Raw genomic sequence first — 18,444 nt, 5'->3', positions numbered from 1 at the left:
CCATTACTTATTAGTTCGAATTTGATGTAAACGATTGTTTAAATCAAACGATCGTTTTAAATTTTAAGTCTATATGTCTATATTGTCAATCTATTTCTGAAAGGTTCAGAAAGATGAAGATGTGTTTCGCAAACAATGAATTTCATTTCATAAGAGGACATCACTTCACACACTCACCTTCAATTAACAAGGAAAGGACCACTCCTTTGGCATTTTCCAAACACCTTTCCTCAACCAAAAAAAACACGGCCCGCCGCAGCGGACCGCAAAATATGCTTACTTCCGTATGAAAAGTTGAATCACGTCCCTCAATGGACATCAGTCATTGCTTTTAAGTTTCATTCGTTGCAGACGCAGCGAATTCAGTACAACCGATACAGAGCTGAACGCCATGGCCGCACCTGCCAACCAAGGAGCCAGGAAGCCCACTGCTGCAATTGGAATCCCAATCACGTTATAACCAAGTGCCCAGAACAGATTCTGCTTGATATTACCCATGGTGCGCCGGCTCATCTCGATTGCATCCGCAATACTGTTCAGATCACCGCGCATTAGCGTAATATCCGCCGCTTCCATCGCTACATCCGTTCCGGTTCCAATCGCCATGCCAATATCGGCTGTAGCAAGAGCTGGAGCATCATTGATACCATCTCCAACCATCGCTACCTTGAGGCCGCTCTCCTGAAGCTTTTTCACTTCCGCCGCCTTGCCTTCAGGCAGTACCTCGGCCAAAACTTTACCGATTCCTGCCTGTTCTGCCACGGCACGAGCGGTTCGCTCATTGTCTCCCGTAATCATGATGACATCGATTCCCATGGCCTGTAATCTGCCAATCGCTTCACGGGATGTTTCCTTGATGGTATCAGCCACAGCAACGATCCCAGCCCATTGACCATCCACGGCGACCAGCATTGCCGTGCGTCCTTGTTCTTCCAGGTTGTTCATCTGCTGCATGATGTCTTCGGAAACACTCACCTTCGCATCCATAAGCAGCCGGCGTGTCCCGACCAGAATCTCTTGTCCCTGAACCCGGGCCCGCACACCATATCCCGGTATGTTCTCGAACTGCTCTGGCTGGATCAGCTCCAGACCTTTACCTCGAATTCCTTCCACAATCGCCTCAGCCAAAGGATGCTCTGAACTCTGCTCTGCCGCTCCCACACGTTGAAGCAGCTCTGCTTCCGTCCATTCTGGAGCCGACACTACATCCGTAAGCACGGGCTTCCCTTGGGTAACTGTACCTGTTTTGTCCAGTACAACAGTCTGGATCTGCTGTGCCGATTCCAGATGTTCTCCGCCTTTGAACAACACGCCATATTCAGCCGCACGTCCTGATCCAGCCATAATGGAGGTTGGCGTTGCTAGGCCAAGCGCACAAGGACAGGCAATCACCAGTACAGCAATCGCCTTCTCCAGCGAACCACCAAAGTCGCCGGGACTGGCGAACAGATACCAGATCAGGAACGTCACTGCCGCGATGCCTACAACAATCGGAACAAAGATACCTGATATTACGTCTGCAATCCGCTGAATTGGGGCTTTGGAACCTTGCGCTTGTTCAACCACTTTAATGATCTGCGATAAGGCCGTGTCCGAACCAACGCGGGTCGCACGCAGTCTTAATACGCCATTTTTGTTCAGCGTAGCGCCAGTAACGGTATCCCCTGGTTTTTTATCCACGGGCAGGCTCTCTCCACTTAACATGGATTCATCGACGGAAGACTGCCCCTCCTCCACGACACCATCCACAGGAATGCTGTCTCCGGGTTTGACCAGAACGAGATCACCTACCGCGACATACGCCGACGGAACAATAACTTCCTGTCCATCGCGAATCACTCTTGCTTCACGCGGAGCCAGTTCAATGAGACTCTTAATCGCTTGAGACGAGCGCCCTTTAGCTACGGCTTCTAACCATTTTCCCAGTAGGATCAGCGTAATCAAAACTGCACTCGTCTCATAATAAAGCTCCACGGTTGGCATGGCTGCTGCAGCCATTCCCGTCCCACCATGATCCATCATAGTCGAAGCTGCATTGCCACTGGTCAGGGTCAGATAAAGGCTGTAGAAGAAAGCCGCACTTGTACCCAAAGCAACCAGTACATCCATATTGGCACTGCCATTACGCAGCGCTTTATAGGCCCCCACATAAAATTGCCATCCGATGACAAACTGTACCGGCGCTGCCAACACCAGTTGGAACCATGGGTTCATGAACAGATCCGGTACCCAGATCCACGAGGTGAATGAGAAGTGGCCCACCATGGCCCAAAGCAGCGGTAAAGATAACAAGGCGGAGATCATCCACTTCCACTTTTTGCGCTGTAATTCACGCTCACGCACCGATTGGGTATCTTCCTGTGTCTGCTGCAATTCCGCGCCATAACCAAGCTGCTTGATTTTCGCCATAATATCGGATGCCTTCAATGCTCCCGCTGCGAATTCCACATGTCCCGTTTCCAGCGCGAGATTCACGTTTGCACGGGATACACCCGGCAACCGGGAAAGACCCTTTTCGATTCGGGTAGAACAAGCAGCACAGGTCATGCCTGTAATGTCCAGATCCACGGATTCCGTTACTGTACCATAGCCAAGCGCCTCCACCTTATCCCGCAAAGCATTGATGTTTGTCGTCTTCGGATCATAGGATACCGTTGCTTGTTCTATGGCGAGGTTAACATTCGCCTGATTTACCCCTTCCATCCGGGACAAACCCTTTTCTATCCGGGTAGAGCAGGCAGCACAGGTCATGCCTGTAATTTGCAGTGTTGTCTGTAATCCCGCTGCTTCCGGTGATGGTACGGGTTCTGATGCTGTTGCGTTTTCCGTTGCCGATGATTTATCCATGTTGCTAGCTCCTTTCTTTATGGAATACTTCCATTCATTTAATACCCCCAAGGGGTATATAAAAGACCGAAAATCAGGCTTAAACAATGAACTCATTCATTGGAAAAGATCTGTTGAATTCCTTTCCATGCAAAGGGAAGTTCAGTTTAAGCCTGCGATGATTAGACTACGTCATACCCTTGATCTTCAATGGCTGCCTTGATCTGATCCACATTAACTTTTTGCTCGTCATATTCAACTGCTACAGTTCCTGCTGCCAGATCAACCTTACCGTTCGCTCCCGCATTCTTCACGGCTTCTTCAACCGATTTCACACAGTGATTGCAAGACATTCCTGTAACGTTCAACGTAATATTTGACATGGGTAGTTCCTCCTTATGATATGAATAATTACTTCAATTAAATGAATTACTTCATTTTTACTTCATTAACTTCCTTACCGTTACCAATAATTCATCCACAACCTCATGCTCTCCGGCCTGAATGCGCTCAACAATACAACTCTTCATGTGACCTTCCAGCAAAAGCTTGCCTACTGAATTAAGAGCAGACTGAGCCGCAGCGATCTGCGTCAGCACATCATCACAATAGGTGTCCTTCTCGATCAATCCCTTGATCCCGCGGATCTGTCCTTCAACGCGGTTCAAGCGAGAAATCAGATTACCCTTCATCTCTTGAGAGTGATGGCTCTTGCGCACATGCTTCCCGTCACTGCCTGCCGTATGACATGAATTGGCTTGCTGATCATCGGTCTGTGAGACTTCATTCACATCTGTTACGGATGACTCCAAAGGTTCCTTGGGATGGCTCTGATGTTCCATCGCGAACACCCCTCTTCTTTCGTTCTGTTATAAGATTAACATACCCCATGGGGGTATGCAAGACTGTTTCTTAATTTTTCTTAATACGATTTATTTCTCTGCCACAAATATAGTGTTAGCAAGTGCAGCAGCCTCTGCCGCCATGTCCATTTGAATGGAGATGATCTGGGTGCGAGCCGCTATTTTGCTGAAAAGCTCATGATTTTGGTTAGAAGAACTCCTTAATTCCTCCACCCATTTCAACCACTGAGGCACTTCCCACATGCTCCGGGCAGCTACTCCTACACAATAACCATATCTTGCAATTCGTTCATCTCCTGGCCAGCCCGCTGTTCGAAGACCGTATATGTAGCGCTCGAACAATTTTTCTTTGGCTGATATAACATCTTTTTCGGCTATGTGACCCAAACTTGCGTTGACACCATATAACTTGCCCAATTCCTCTCCTATTCCAGAAATACTCATGAATTGCCAATCAATGAGGGTAAGAAGAGTTTCATGATCACGCTCTGCCGGCAAAAATATATTACCTTGTCCCAGATCCTGATGTGACAGCACCCGTGGCAGACGTTCCAGTGAGACCAAGAGCTCGTCCATTTGCTTGCTGAACTTCGTAAACCATCGCCAGATAAAATAAGCTTGATCATGTATGTTACTTTCCAATTCAGGATATCTCTCTTTACCCTTCGCAGGATCATCTCCAGACCTTTCGAGGCAAGGCTCGATGATCTCAGGAGAATACTGACGACAGCCTCTAACCCAAGACTTTAGCCAAGCCGGGCAAATCCAATCATGTTGAGGCAGCTCCGTTTCCGTCAAGTAAGCACCATGAAACTCACCAAGACATTCAGCGACCCAACTCCAGTCATCCAATTGCCATACATGAGTGCGTTCAGAATATCCGGCAACGTCTTCCATCCACAGTGCAATGGTATTATTCAATCTGTTCTGCACCGCGTAACAATTGGGTGCGACAACTCGCCTTGGTAAATGATCAAGTATTCCAGAAGTGAAGATTTCCGCTTCCCTTTTCCAGTAATTATGGTATGATACATCTTCTTTTTCCGACGAATCTGGTTTAATGATTTTTAGAATAAAAGACCACTGCCTCAGTGCTTCACCCGCCGCAGCCGCTCCATGTATACGATATATGCCCGATGTGGTGAAATTAAGCTGGCCTGGATTGATGGATTCAGCTTCCCACGACTGCACTACAGCGCAAGACTCCCCCAATATTCTTTGTACAGTGAGAGCAAGATATTCCATATCCTCTGCCGATTCCAAAATACGGACTGGTTCCATCTGTTTATTTGAATTATCTTTCATCGCTTCGCCCCCTCTGTAGACTACGTATTGCTTCAAAGTCCCTTAGAGCCGGACATTATAGTATGTATTCCATTCTGCTGCTGCGCACAGCCAGACCTAGTTGCTCATAAAAAGCCTGGGCACCGGTATTAAACGTAGACACCGTCAGCTCAACACTGTCGACCTGCATTTCTTTGCCTAGTTCGATTAATTCCTGCATCAACAGTTTGCCTGTCCTATGTCCGCGATGCTTGCTGCCAACGATGATCTCACTGATGTACAGCATCTTTCGGTCTTTTAACAAATCTACATTTTGAATTACATTTAACTGTGCACTTGCATATCCAACAATTTCACCCTGATTCACCGTTTCAGCAACAAAGAGATAACGATGATCCGTTTCCAGTAGTTGTTGATATTCCTTTTCGTCCATTCTCGTCTGTAACTCTCTGTATACGTCAGGCCTAGCCTCTACATGCAAGTGATGAAGTTCATCCATTAATGCAGATACTCCGGTGTAATCTCTGATAACAGCCCGTCTAATGGCAATCTCACTCATCTTCACATTCTCCTCTCACAAACGTTTCCCATGATTATACAATAAGATATCGGGAAGATGATGCTTCGAAACGTATTTAACCATACTGATATAAAAGAGCAGATACCTTAACGGTATCCGCTCCTTTTCAAGCTATATTTGGTTCCTCTTATTCTTTGGATGATTTACCTTCATCAAATGCTACAGGTGACGGTTTGGCAGACCATTCGTCCGCTTGCGGCTCAATATCCACACCGCTCAAAATTTTCTTTTTCTCCATTAGGGAATCCCCGTCTTCATCCAATTTGTTGCGGATTTCCGCCTCATCCTGAGGTTGATTGTTCTGTTGTGTCATGCTGGAGTCCTCCTCTTCGTATTCATGGTGATGTTCCTGTATATAACTTACCCATTTTTTGCATTGTCATTCTGATGAGCAAGTATATCCTCTGATTTATGTATTTTACTTTGATGAAAAGTGAAATTCAGCATGCTGCACCCATCTATGAAGCCCTGCTCGTACATTGCGGACTCTGTCATGTATTGAAGGAGGGTGCTTACGTTACAATAATCCAGAAATACCGCCATTCCCTCTGGGCGCATATATTCACAAAGCTCCGTAAATAAACGATCACTTTCTTGAATCAGCCTTTTGTATTCTTCTGAACTATAACTGACTACATTTCCGGGACTCTCCATGCGAAGAGCCTTGAACTGATTAAATACATCCTCTAACTCTTCCATATAAATCCTCCTTTAAAGTGATGTCACTTTGCATATAAATACTAAAGTGATATCACTTCGATGTCAATATGATTGTATATTGAATAATTTTGTAATGCTACAATATTAATATCATTTTTAGAGGAGTTTTATATTTCATGGCTACAGATAAAAGAGTCTTTACACTTAGGCTGCGAGAAAAGAATTTCGAGAAAATTAAAGTGATTGCTGACAAAAACAAACGATCCATTGCGATGCAAATTGAGTATCTGATTGAGCAGCATATTGAAGCCTATGAAAAGGAGAAAGGCGTTATTTCTCCTGATAAACATAATGACGTATAGATCGTGCGCCCTTAGTACATGCGCATCATCCATACGTCATTTTTCATGATATATCCTGATTCCTGTTAATCGAAGTCCACCTGTTTATCCAAAATGACTTCTTCCACCTTATGTTCAAGCTCTGGGATCGAAGGGATCAGTGAGAATTGGACATTTTCCAGAGAAGAAGGCAGGGCAGGGACCACTCGGTAGCTCAATTGTGTCTCCCCACCTCCTCCACGACTGCTATGTCTCATCGACACATGACCCTGTTCACTAATAATCTCAAGAGCCAAATGCGGCACCACATGTACACGCTCAGCTTCACTCCCCTTATATTGAATCTCCACATGTACGATACTCTCCGTCTCATATTGCATGGAATGGGTTATGACGTACTCGCATGAATCTTTTACTGTTTTCTTCATAATCGGTACTACACCGGTCAGTTTGATTTCTTCGCGTGGGAAGAAATGTCTTTGAGGCATGGGCTGGACACTGCGAAGAACATAACGGAGGTCTTCCTCCTTCATATCCAGTGATATTACCCATTCATCAACGATCTCTTGAGGCGGATGGTATTGAACTGCTTCCGTTATTTTCTTCCTCGCAGCGACCAGTCTAAGCAGCTGTTCATCAATCTGCCGTACCTCATCATTGTATTCAAACGGAATTGCACGAAATTCTGACCAGCCCATATTGTTATACGCCTCCTAATAATGAAGTTCCACCTCTGATTTATGTATCCGGCACAAGTCTGCGCCCAAGCTCATGGCCTAGCATTACAATGGGCAGAACGATAAGCCCAACCGGTATACTTACCAGCACCCCGCCCAAGGTCACGACCCCCTCGTTCAGAAGCCTATAAAAAAGATAGATACCATACGGCAACGTAATACATACAGCGCTGACTACCCCAGGTGTGTACATTCTCAGAAACAAGCTTTGTCCAATATGTGTGAACACATGTAACAAAAACAGCGTATTAAACGCCAAAAACATAAAATAGTGTCCGTACTCTGCAGCAATATAAACAAAGGGTATAAAGACGACAAATTCCAGCAATACAGCTACACCGAACTGGCTGCTGTTGATCCGCAGCATCGATTCCAGACGTTTGGAGACCTTCGGCGGAACACGCTGAAGAACTTTCGTTTTATTTTGCCGAATCCAGGGACCAACCCAAATTATTTCTTCGAGATCATGCAGCAGAAAAGTGATAAGAAATAACCAGATAAGTGTTGTGAGCGACATCGGCGAAGCAAGACACCTCCTTTTATATAACCACTATACTAAGAATACAATTCGCTGTTATCGTCCCATCCCCTTTTCGTTTTCTTCTCATTTCCGCACCACCATCTAACAAAAAACGGCGAACCTCCCGCCCGGCTTAACAGCCGTTTCGGGAAAATTCACCGCATGTTTTATATTTTCGCCACCTTGCTGCCTTTCACCTTAACATTCACAAGCAGGATGCTCGCAATAATCATGACCAGACCTGCGATCAGATTGACCGTCACCGACTCTCCGAGAAACAGCACACTGCATAGCAAGGCGATCAGCGGAATCAGAAACGTAAACGATCCTACTTTGCTGGCTTCGCCGGAGCTAACCAGTTTGAAGAACGCCAGCCAACCCAACGCAATGACAAACACCGAAATAAACAGCGTATCCAGTATAAAAGGAAGCACCCACTGCACGTCAGCCCAGCTCTCTGTGACCGTACCCGTCAATGTCAGAACAACTCCACCGATCAGAATCGGAATGGCAGTCATCCAGATTCCATCGACCTTCATTGAATTTCTTTTCATATATACGGTCCCGATCGCCCAGCTAATTGCACTGAACAGCCCAAGCATAACCCCTTCAGGGGATACTTTGCCTGTCATGCCACCAATACTGATCGTAGCCACTCCTGCAAAGCCGAGCACCAATCCGGCAATTTTCAGTCCATACATGGACTCGCCCAGCCACAACCAGGCTCCTATTCCAAGCAGCACAGGCTGAAGGAACACGATGGATGAAAATAAGCCTGCCGGCACTTCCGTCAGTCCCACGGTCTGAAAACCGTAGAAGAAGATGATATTAAGCACCGCAGATAAGGCATAGATATGCCAGGTTTGTTTCAGCCGCAGCGTTTTGTAGCGGGGATAAGCGTACATCCCCAGCACCAGGCCCCCAATTAACAGGCGCATGCCTGCGAATATAAGCGGGGGTGTAAAATTTAAAGCGTATTTGGTCAGGGGCCAGTTCACTCCCCACATGAGTACCAGAAAAGCCAGGACCCAGCCTGCTTTTGCACGTGATAAAGCCATATGTTTATTCTCCTATCCGGCACACATCTACAGTCGCAGTTTAATCCATCGTACTCTTTATCCTGCGCTCTCTCGGTGCCTGCAAATCATTTGGACTCCGATCCAGACCCGTTTTACATCTGTTCTTTGATCGTTCCGTTTCTCCATGATACAATAATGATCATAATAATTGAAATGCATGTTAATCATAAGGAGCATACCAAATCTGATATGAACAATTCACAGTTGCAGTTATTCGTGAAAATTGCAGAAACGGGAAGTTTCACCCGTGCAGGTCAGGAACTAAATATGACACAGCCCGCAGTCAGTCGGGCCATCTCTTCGCTGGAGAATGAACTGGATGTCACTCTAATCATACGAGATCGCAGGAACGGCATTGTGCTTACGGATGTGGGACAGCGAATTTTGGTCATTTTTCGCCGGATTTTGCAGCAATATGATAAGGTGCAGCAGGTCGTTGCCGCCGAAAAAGGATTGGAGATTGGTACGATCCGTATTGGCTCCTTCCCCATGTCATCCGCCCATCTGCTGCCAAAAATCATCCGCTCGATTCGGGACCGCTATCCTCAGATTCAATTTGAGCTGCACGAGGGCAACATCCATGAGATTCAGGAATGGCTAAATTCACGCGCCATCGATGTCGCTCTCATCATTGCAACAGACAAAGAGCCAATAGATGTAGCTTATGAGACGCTTCCGCTCTATAGTGAGGAGATGCTGGCCGTGTTCCGGGACGATGAGCCTTTTGCGAACCGGGAAGTATTGCCCGTACAAATGTTGGACAAACACCCCATGATTATCTGCAAAGGGGGCTACGAGGTACCGATTGTTGATCTGTTCCATCGAGCAGATGCGGAACTACATTTTGGATTCGTAGTTTATAACGTAAACACTTGCCTCAGCATGATTGAGCAGGGGCTCGGAACCGCCATGCTGCCTGCAATCTCTCTATCCTGGCTGCCTCCGGGTGTCAAAGCCCTCCCTACAGAGCCGAAAGCCTACCGCAATATCGAGATTGCCGTTCCTTCACTTGTCGAAGCTTCTCCCGCATCCCGGTTATTTATTGAAACGGCGCAGCAGTTGTTTGGACAACGCTAACGAATCGATTGCACCTTATTGTGACATATAACGCAGATTGGATAATCTTACGAACACCAGACACGTTATGCAGGTAGAAAGTGATAGAAAGCCATGAAACAAGGTTCGTAACAGGGAAATAACGTGTCTACGATTCGTTGATTCACCAAATTGCCTAAATCCCCATAATAAGACCTGCTGAATTCGTTAAAAATATTGTGGCTTCGGTCGTTGTGACGGTGATGGTGTAAAGGTAGAGTTAAGGTCCCGATCATGGCTGCCAAAGTTAATGCAGCGCCATTCGCCCCTATTCCAAACTCAAAAGGGCGTCCCCAAGGTCATGTTCATGACCTTGGGGACGCCCTCTTTATATTGTCCACCTCAGATGGACATCATTTACATGTTTTGCTTTTTACCAGCAGCAGCACCATAAAATGCCTTGATGATCTCAGCTTTACGCTTGATCCTGGCGAGCGAGTGCAGCCAGTGCACGCAGCGCGGCTTCGATCTCACGCTCTACTGCATCAGCTACCGCATTGGTATGCGGATCATACTCTGCCGCCAAGTCGCTATCTGCGAATCCATCGATAGCCACAATAGCTCCGGCACGAGCACCGCGCAGTGTGCTTACGATGTAGAGCGCAGCAATTTCCATCTCAGCAGCAAGAGCACCGGCCTGCTTGTACTTGCGGTGAGGAATCTCTTCGACCCCAGTGAAGAAAGCATCCAGCGTAACGGTAATGCCTACGCCAACCTTACCCGCACCTGAAGCTTTCGCTCCACTTGTAAGCTCACGAGTCGCCTCGATTAACGCTTGTGTAACGCCAAGGTCCGCTACCGCAGGGAAACCATCCGGTACGAGCTGACGTGTCAGCCCGTCCGTACGTACAGCAGCCGTGCTGACGATTACACTGCCCGCAGGATAATCTGCGGTATACGAGCCCGCTGTACCTACACGAATCAGGGTCGTTACCCCTGCCCGGATCAGTTCTTCGAAGCAGACGGCTGCTCCGGGTGATCCTACGCCATGGCTGACCACGGCCATTGGTACACCTTCATACGATCCAACAAATGTGCGATACTCCCGGCTGAACGCCAGTTCTCTCGCCTGCTCCAGCTTACGGGAAATTTTCTCCGCACGTGCCGGATCACCACAGACAATGGCGTACGAAGGCATATCTTCGGAATGAATTTGCAAAATAGGCATCAACATCTTAATCAAACTCCTTCTTCGTCCATTCGTCTTCCGGAATCGGAATATCTTCACCAGAGAAGCGCTGCTCCTTGAACGGATCGGCAAAATGATGGAAACCATTAACTTCCCAGAAGCCATTACGGTCTTCTTTCATGAATTCCAGACCCCGTATCCACTTCGCACTCTTCCAGAAGTAGAGCTGAGGAACAACGAGACGCAGCGGATAACCGTGCTTCGGCGTGAGCGGCTCACCGTTAAATTTAAAAGCAAGCAATACATCGTCATGCATCAGTTCTTCGAGCGGAACATTGGTCTCGTAATCATGATCCGCGTGGATCATGACGTATTTCGCTTCCGGTTTCACACCCAGAAGCTTGATGAAATCCGAGAATCGGATGCCTTCCCATGGTGTATCGAACTTCGACCAACGAGTTACGCAATGAATATCGCTCACCGTGTTCACTTGAGGCATCGCCTGAAGCTCAGCGAAGGAGAACACCTTCTCCTCTTCAACCTCACCAAATACTCTCAAATCCCAGGTCGAAAGGTCATATTCCGGCACTTCGCCTTCATGCAAGATTGGGAACTTCTCAGTCAGTACCTGCCCCGGCGGCAGCCGGTCTCCGTACTCGGCACCCGCTTTGGGCGTCGGGTTTTTCGATTTTTTCAGACGTTCAGCCTTATTATGCAAGTGTGATTCCTCCTTCTCTATATGCTTCCAGCACAACTTCAGGAATTAACGCGAGCTTCCGCCCGCTTTCAGTGCGTCTTGTGCATAGGTGCGGTCCTTGAAGAAGAACATCGCCACCAGTGTCACAATATACGGCAGCATCATGGTAAAGTGAGTTGGCAGCGCGAAGCCCTGCAGTCGGATACTAAGTGCTTCCATGAACCCGAACAGCACACTGGACCCCATAACGCCAAGCGGATTCGCTTGCCCCAACATGGTCGCTACCAATGCGATGAAACCGCGACCTGCGGTCATGCCCTCAGTAAACATCGTAACCTGACCAAGTGATAGCTGTGCACCCGCCAAGGCGCACAATACACCGCACATCAGGACTGCACCATATTGAATGCCGCGTACCTTGATGCCGATACTCTGTGCCGCTACCGGATTCTCGCCAACCGAGCGGAGCCGGAAACCGGAGACACTTTTGAACAGATAAAACTGCAAGGCGATCACGATAACAATTCCGAGATACACAAGCGGGCTATGCCCTGAGATGACATTGCCTACCCACGGAATGTCCTTAATAAGAGGTATATCCCATTTGGGGAGTCCCACCATATCCTTGTCATAGTAAGCACCTTTTACATCAAAAATCGCACGCAGCGCAAAAGTCGTCAGTCCTGTCGCCAGAAAGTTAAGCGAGATCCCGACCACAATGGCGTTAGCCTTCAGATTAATACTGATAAAGGCAAATAGCGCAGAGAACAACATAACAATCACAATCGAGAATAGTACGGCCAGCAGTACATTGCCGAACAGATAGTTACCAACAATAGCGGAGAAAGCACCGATCAGTACGAGTCCTTCCAGACCCACGTTGAACAGACCGACACGAGAGCATAAAGCCCCACCGAGCGCTGCGAGCAGGATCGGCGTCATAATCCGCAGAGTAGAGCCAAACATGGCTGCATCAAACAGTTGTTGCATTGGACTTTTTCTCCTTTCTCCGCTTCAGGAATGAATATCCGATCTGAGCCGATACAAATAACGTCAATACTGCTTGGATGACACTGCCGACTTCCAGCGGCACATCCGTATTCCGTTCCATCCCCATAGCACCTGTTTGCAACGCTGCAAGCAAAATTGCCGCCACAGCTGTTCCTAGCGGATGCGAGCGGGCAAGCAAAGTCGCCATAATGCCGCTCCATGCATAACTTGCGGATGATAACGATCCATCAAGGAAACGGTACTGTGTGCCCAACACTTCCCCTGCACCCGCAAGACCTGCAAGTCCACCGCTGATGATCATGGACAGCATCATCATGCGGATGCGGCGCACGCCGCCATACGTTGCAAACGAAGGATTGCTGCCCAACATGCGGATCTCATAACCTGTTACCGTCTTGTGTGTGAACCAATAGATAAGAATCGCCGCCACGATGGCAATAATGAATCCGGCATGCAGTCCCATGCCCTGAAACAGCTTCGGCAGCCAGACACTTTGATCAATCATTGGCGTCTGGGCCATCGCCGCCGATCCCGTGCGGTCTTTAAACGGATAGGATACCATGTATCCTCCAAAATAAATCGCAATATAGTTAAGCAGCAACGTTGTGATTAACAGATTCATGCCAAAGCGGGCATCAAGCCAACCAGCAAACAGCGACCAAACTCCACCGGCAATGATCCCCGCCACAATGGCTGCAATACAGACAAACCAGCCTGGACCCGGCAGGTAGAGCGCCGTCAGCGCTGCACTAAGTCCGCCGAGAACCATCTGTCCTTCAGCACCCATGTTAAAAAATCCGGCGCGGAACGCCAGAGCTACGCCCAGTCCCGCGAGAATAATTGGCGTCGAACGTGCCAATGTGTTGGTGAAGAAGTAGAAGTTGCCGAAGGCCCCTTTCCACATCTCCGCATACGTATCCACCACGGACCCGCCAACAACCAGAATTGCTACAGCACCTGCCAGCAAACCGATGAGTACGGCAAGCAGCGGCTGTACGAGTCCGCGAAGAGTTTCTTTTACCCGATTCATATTCGCTCTTTCCCTCCTGCCATCAACAAGCTGATCTGTTCTTCTGTTGCTTCATCTGCCTTCAGTTCTCCGGCAATCAAGCCTTCATACATGACAATGATTCGATCGGATAATTGCAAAATCTCGGACAATTCAGATGAAACGAGCAGAATACCTGCACCCTCATTCCGTTTGCGCAGCAATTCGGCATGGATGGTCTCCATCGCTCCGATGTCTACCCCCCGTGTAGGTTCAGCCGCAATGAGAAACGGCGTATCCTGGGCAAATTCACGTGCAGCAATCAGCTTCTGCAAGTTACCACCAGAAAGGAACTGTGCCTTCGTTTCCGCAGAACCAGTCTTGATGCTGAACTGCTTGATCCAGTTCTCGACCATGGTTCGTGCTGCTCTCGCTTTAATGATCCCTTTGGATTGAAGCCGGTGATGGTGACCCATCAGTCCATTCTCGCGAACGCTCGCATCCTTCGCCGCTCCCCACATATAACGATCTTCCGGGATATGGGCAAGCCCGTGCTCTCGGATACGCCGCACAGGCCAGTCGGTGGTATCCTGCCCTGACAGCAGGACGCGACCGCTATCTGCCTTGCGTAACCCGGCAATAATCTGAATCAGTTCAGACTGGCCATTTCCGGAAATGCCCGCAATTCCAACGACCTCTCCTTTGCGAACCTCCAAATGGATATCGTTGAGCGCAGAACGATCCTTGGCCCCTGCCAAACTCACCGCTTCCACCTGAAGTACAGCCTCTCCGGGAACGGATGGCTGCTTGTCCATGCGTACCAGTTCACGTCCTACCATCAAGCGGGACAGTTCCTCTACATTCGTGTCTTTTGCTTCCAATGTACCTGTCACCTGACCATCACGAAGAACCGTGATCCGATCTGCCACATCCATGACTTCCTGCAGCTTGTGCGTGATCAATACAAAGGTTTTGCCCAACTTGGCAAGGGACTTCATATTTGCGAGCAGTTCTTTCACTTCCAGGGGTGTCAGTACCGCTGATGGTTCATCCAATATAATGATATCTGCGCCCTGATGCAGTACTTTGAGAATTTCAACACGCTGCTGCATGCCCAGAGGGCATTCAAATACTTTTTTCCACGGATCAACTGGCATGCCATACGTTCTGCCCAATTCATTCACCTGGGCCGCCGCCTGTTTGCGGTCAAATACCCCTCCCGCAGACGGTTCACGGCCAATCACGATGTTCTCGGCAACCGTAAAGGAAGGAAACAGCATGAAATGCTGATGCACCATGCCGATACCGCTTGCCATGGCCTGAGACGGAGTTGCGAAGCTGACCTCGCGTCCACGAACTTTGATTGTTCCTGATGTCGGCTGCTCCATTCCATACAACATACGCATCAGGGTTGTTTTACCAGCTCCGTTCTCACCCACGAGGGCATGAATCTCTCCTTCTCGCAAATTAAAACGGATGTCCCGATTAGCGGTGAAGCTGCCGTATTTCTTCGTAATCTGCTCCATCTCCAACAGCATATCTCGCGTTCTCTCCTCTCGGTCTTAAATAGCAGCAAAACCGGCTGCCTGATCGGGCAGCCGGCTGATCAACTCAATTACTCAATCCTATCGAACAAAGAATACTATTGTTGCAATGGATCTTTAACAACGATTTTGCCGGACACGATATCATCCTTGATCGCTTTAACCTTGTCGATAACCTCTTGTCCAACAAAAGCATTCAATGGAGATTCGCTGTCACGTGTTACATACGTCAAACCTACGCCATCTTCTTTCAAGCCGTAGTTCACAGCGCCTGCTTTGAAGTTTCCTTCTACAAAATCCTTCACTGTCTGATAAGCAACCGTGTCGGTTGACTTCAATTGAGACAGTACAATATGCTCCGGATCTTCAACGGTACGGTCTGTATCCTGACCGGAAGTATAGAAGCCTTTTTCCTTCGCAGCTTCGAACACGCCCAGATCGCCTACAGCAGATGCTCCAGCGATGAAGTCAGCCCCTTTGCCGAATTGCACTAGCGCAAGCTCTTTTGCTTTGGCCGGGTCATTAAATCCACCAACGTAGTTTACGAGGAATTCCGCATTCGGGTTAACCGATTCCAGACCCGCTTTGAAGCCTTCTGTATATTTCTTGATCAATGGAACGTCCATCGCAGCAATCATGCCGACTTTGTCTGTTTTGGTAGACAGTCCAGCAGCTGCACCGAGCAGGTACGCACCTTCATATTCATGGAAACCAACGCTGCGTACGTTAGGCAGATCAACCGTTGTGTCCACAATAGCAAAGGACTTGTCCGGGTTTTCAGCAGCCACTTTTTTCAATGCATCTTCTGCCTGGAAGGTTGCTGTAATAATCAGATCATAGTTTTCAGCAACTGCAGCACGCAGGTTTTGTTCAAATGCAGCGGGGTCTGTGGATTCAATCGTTTTGGTATCTGCCTTGAATTCCTCGCCCGCTTTTTTGAAACCTTCATCCATTTGTACGAAGAACGGGTTTACCCCGATTTTTTCAGGAAGTACCAGCGCCATGCGCAGTGATTTCTCATTGTCGCCACCTTGGGCCGATTGTTCGTCTTTGGAACCGGAATTTCCACAAGCCGCCAGCAATATAGCCAACATGATGATCGATAAGACGAACGATAAACCTCTTTTCATTTTGAAAATTCCCCTTTTCACAATTCTTTTTTATAATCCTAGCGGATACTGTCGATCCTTGTCAATAAATCTTTGAGCGTATACACTAAATGGAATATAATAGCTGATTCACCTTCCGCAAAGCCTCCAAATGCTCTTTATACCAAGGTTTTTTTTCGTTGACATCCAGAGCTGCTCCATGCTAAAGTCAATCCAATTATTCTATTCAGATAGGATTTGTCAGAATTATATCGCAATCTTATTTATTTTCCAACCATATATTTGAGGAGGCTATTCATTTGAAAAAAATCACCCAGATCACATTGGCCGCTCTGCTCGCCGCTCCGGTTACACTCGGCAGTCTCAGCTTGCCCGCTTCGGCATCCGCAGCATCGGCCACTCCAGCCGGACAAACTACCACCTCACAGCAAGTTAAAGGACCGGTAGCACAAGCTCCTTCTGTCTATACCGAAAGTGCAGCCGATTATGCTCAATTCCTGCAGGCCAAATACAACATCCAATTGCCACAGCAGCTAAGGAAGGGAGACTTCATCAAGGCGGTTGCTGCCATTCTTGAAGCCGATCAGGCTACTGCTACCGACAAAACAAGTGACAGTGAAGTCAAGGCTCCAGCCTTCACGGATCTGAACTCGAATGATTCTGCATATAAAGCTGCCGTTTCCTTATATAACAACGGCATCCTATCCGCTACGGAAGTACGTGCCAATGACAAACTGAGCACTTATGCCGCTGTCTTCATCGCAGTCAAAGCAGCCGGATTCAAAGAGCTGGCCTATACATATCCTGAAACCAAAACAGCGAAGGCACTCGCGAAACTTGGCATTAGCTCAAGCCGCGTTCAGGGACAAGCTGCGCAGGAATTGGCTGCTGCCTTGGATACCGGTCTGATCCCGGAAAGTCTGTACCCCGCTCTCCGTAAGGGTGGCGAAGCGAGTTCTGATTTTGCCAACATTTTGCTTGGACGGGTGTTGACCAGTCAGGGAAAATATAAAAATGAAATTGGTCGTTCGGGCGACGCAGATATTTACTCCAAATTGTACGCTGCCTATCGCACTGCTGATTTAATTGAAGCACCAGAACTTCGAACTATTGTGGATCAAGCTCTGCGGAATGATCTCGTCACGGGCTACAATTTAAAGGACAGTCGCTTCGATTCCAACTTCATTGATGAACTGACTTTAACTTACGGACATGATGATATCCGACATGCAGTACAGTTGATTGGACTGCTGCGCAGCGAAGGCATTGATGCAGACGTACAGTTCCAACCGAAGACATCCGCCTTCATTTATTTGAAGGAATGGGGAGAACCCAAAGAAACACCGGATTACAAAGTAACCCAGATCGAAAATGGCAACTACATTGCCTACGCCAAAGAATATGACATTCAGTTCGAGTTCAATAACACAGCGGACAAAGCTCGCTTCAACGACATTATTTTGAAGTATGCCAAAAAGAATAGCGATGACACCTCCGCCTTGATCCATGCTTCCTGGTGGCAGCCGCTGTATTATTCGCCTACTGCTCTTGCGAAATATCCGGTCATTGCCAACAATAAAATTTCACTTGGCAACTATTACGCACAATCTTTCTCCCTTAAGGAGAATTCCAAAGTAATTCAGGAAGGCTTCCGCAAGCTTGCCCCTGATGCGGACATTTCCAGCTACACCTTCTGGGTGGACCAGCCGTTCTTCAATTATCTGAACGGGGAATCGGAATAAACTGAACATATGTGACAAGTGAATTCAAACTCATATTTTGACAAAATATAACCCCGTCTTTACCGAACTTTGCAATGGATTCGACCCATTGGTTCGTAAAGGCGGTTTTTTGTTTATTTTTTTGCAAATTTCTTCGAAAATAAATAATTTCATTGAAGGATTTACCAGTAAAAGGTCGAATAACATAGGTACATAAACACGCAATCACATTTACACATATCTGTAAGACAGGAGTTAAT

19 protein-coding genes are annotated in these 18,444 nt (G+C 47.7%); 3 read left to right on the top strand and 16 right to left on the bottom strand.

Translation table 11 applies throughout. The annotated features are described in order from the left end of the window. Positions 1-318: 318 nt before the first annotated feature. From MHB49_RS02580 to MHB49_RS02550, 7 genes are all read right to left on the bottom strand, one after another. On the bottom strand, positions 319-2,847 hold the full coding sequence (locus tag MHB49_RS02580; RefSeq protein WP_405154901.1) for a heavy metal translocating P-type ATPase: 2,529 nt from the start codon (positions 2,845-2,847) through the stop codon (positions 319-321). A gap of 161 nt (positions 2,848-3,008) precedes the next feature. Next, positions 3,009-3,209: a copper ion binding protein gene (locus tag MHB49_RS02575; RefSeq protein ID WP_079348675.1), complete on the bottom strand. Its 201-nt coding sequence runs from the start codon at positions 3,207-3,209 to the stop codon at positions 3,009-3,011. A 57-nt stretch (positions 3,210-3,266) separates the two neighbouring features. Continuing rightward, complete coding sequence (locus tag MHB49_RS02570; RefSeq protein WP_405154900.1) at positions 3,267-3,668, bottom strand: metal-sensitive transcriptional regulator; 402 nt, start codon at positions 3,666-3,668, stop codon at positions 3,267-3,269. A gap of 90 nt (positions 3,669-3,758) precedes the next feature. Beyond that, entirely contained in the window at positions 3,759-4,994 is a 1,236-nt protein-coding gene (locus tag MHB49_RS02565; protein ID WP_405154899.1) for a phosphotransferase, read from the bottom strand. A 55-nt stretch (positions 4,995-5,049) separates the two neighbouring features. Further along, complete coding sequence (locus MHB49_RS02560) at positions 5,050-5,532, bottom strand: GNAT family N-acetyltransferase (RefSeq protein ID WP_405154898.1); 483 nt, start codon at positions 5,530-5,532, stop codon at positions 5,050-5,052. 148 nt (positions 5,533-5,680) lie between these two features. Further along, the gene (locus MHB49_RS02555) at positions 5,681-5,866 is read right to left on the bottom strand and encodes a hypothetical protein (RefSeq protein WP_062322497.1); all 186 of its coding nucleotides are present in this window, start codon (positions 5,864-5,866) and stop codon (positions 5,681-5,683) included. Positions 5,867-5,913: 47 nt separating this feature from the next. Beyond that, the gene (locus tag MHB49_RS02550) at positions 5,914-6,252 is read right to left on the bottom strand and encodes a hypothetical protein (protein ID WP_405154897.1); all 339 of its coding nucleotides are present in this window, start codon (positions 6,250-6,252) and stop codon (positions 5,914-5,916) included. Between the two features lie 137 nt (positions 6,253-6,389). Between MHB49_RS02550 and MHB49_RS02545 the strand changes: the two genes are divergently transcribed. After that, entirely contained in the window at positions 6,390-6,575 is a 186-nt protein-coding gene (locus tag MHB49_RS02545) for a hypothetical protein (RefSeq protein WP_090999551.1), read from the top strand. A 65-nt stretch (positions 6,576-6,640) separates the two neighbouring features. On the opposite strand, the gene MHB49_RS02540 is transcribed toward MHB49_RS02545, so the two are convergent. The 3 genes from MHB49_RS02540 to MHB49_RS02530 all read right to left on the bottom strand — a co-directional run bounded on the left by MHB49_RS02540 (position 6,641) and on the right by MHB49_RS02530 (position 8,869). Next, a complete protein-coding gene (locus MHB49_RS02540; protein ID WP_405154896.1) occupies positions 6,641-7,252 on the bottom strand; it encodes a hypothetical protein in 612 nt (203 codons plus the stop codon). 40 nt (positions 7,253-7,292) lie between these two features. After that, positions 7,293-7,808, bottom strand: coding sequence for an HXXEE domain-containing protein (locus MHB49_RS02535; RefSeq protein ID WP_405154895.1), 516 nt, complete (start codon positions 7,806-7,808; stop codon positions 7,293-7,295). 170 nt (positions 7,809-7,978) lie between these two features. After that, positions 7,979-8,869, bottom strand: coding sequence for a DMT family transporter (locus tag MHB49_RS02530; RefSeq protein ID WP_405154894.1), 891 nt, complete (start codon positions 8,867-8,869; stop codon positions 7,979-7,981). Positions 8,870-9,079: 210 nt separating this feature from the next. On the opposite strand from MHB49_RS02530, the gene MHB49_RS02525 reads away from it, so the two are divergent. Then, positions 9,080-9,967, top strand: a complete 888-nt coding sequence (locus MHB49_RS02525; RefSeq protein WP_405154893.1) for a LysR family transcriptional regulator — start codon at positions 9,080-9,082, stop codon at positions 9,965-9,967. Positions 9,968-10,400: 433 nt separating this feature from the next. On the opposite strand, the gene MHB49_RS02520 is transcribed toward MHB49_RS02525, so the two are convergent. The 6 genes from MHB49_RS02520 to MHB49_RS02495 all read right to left on the bottom strand — a co-directional run bounded on the left by MHB49_RS02520 (position 10,401) and on the right by MHB49_RS02495 (position 16,484). After that, positions 10,401-11,159 carry a nucleoside phosphorylase gene (locus tag MHB49_RS02520; RefSeq protein WP_405154892.1) on the bottom strand — a complete coding sequence of 253 codons (759 nt, stop codon included), beginning with the start codon at positions 11,157-11,159 and terminating at the stop codon, positions 10,401-10,403. Position 11,160: 1 nt separating this feature from the next. Beyond that, on the bottom strand, positions 11,161-11,832 hold the full coding sequence (locus MHB49_RS02515; protein WP_405154891.1) for a sulfite oxidase-like oxidoreductase: 672 nt from the start codon (positions 11,830-11,832) through the stop codon (positions 11,161-11,163). A 45-nt stretch (positions 11,833-11,877) separates the two neighbouring features. Beyond that, positions 11,878-12,801, bottom strand: coding sequence for an ABC transporter permease (locus MHB49_RS02510; RefSeq protein ID WP_405154890.1), 924 nt, complete (start codon positions 12,799-12,801; stop codon positions 11,878-11,880). Further along, positions 12,785-13,852, bottom strand: coding sequence for an ABC transporter permease (locus MHB49_RS02505; RefSeq protein WP_405154889.1), 1,068 nt, complete (start codon positions 13,850-13,852; stop codon positions 12,785-12,787). The genes MHB49_RS02510 and MHB49_RS02505 overlap by 17 nt, the downstream gene beginning before the upstream one ends. Further along, positions 13,849-15,348 (bottom strand): ABC transporter ATP-binding protein, encoded by a 1,500-nt coding sequence (locus MHB49_RS02500; protein WP_247900425.1) that lies wholly within the window; start codon positions 15,346-15,348, stop codon positions 13,849-13,851. The genes MHB49_RS02505 and MHB49_RS02500 overlap by 4 nt, the downstream gene beginning before the upstream one ends. Positions 15,349-15,452: 104 nt before the next feature. Continuing rightward, positions 15,453-16,484, bottom strand: coding sequence for a BMP family protein (locus MHB49_RS02495; RefSeq protein WP_405154888.1), 1,032 nt, complete (start codon positions 16,482-16,484; stop codon positions 15,453-15,455). Positions 16,485-16,762: 278 nt separating this feature from the next. Here MHB49_RS02495 and MHB49_RS02490 point away from each other — a divergent pair, with 278 nt between their 5' ends. Continuing rightward, positions 16,763-18,205 (top strand): hypothetical protein, encoded by a 1,443-nt coding sequence (locus tag MHB49_RS02490; protein WP_405154887.1) that lies wholly within the window; start codon positions 16,763-16,765, stop codon positions 18,203-18,205. Positions 18,206-18,444: the final 239 nt, after the last annotated feature.

The organism is Paenibacillus sp. FSL K6-0108 (assembly GCF_045040695.1).
In the GTDB taxonomy this organism is placed as follows: Bacteria; Bacillota; Bacilli; order Paenibacillales; family Paenibacillaceae; genus Paenibacillus; species Paenibacillus pabuli_B.
Note: the sequence above shows the minus strand (reverse complement) of the source record. Positions and strands in the feature narration are given on the sequence as shown.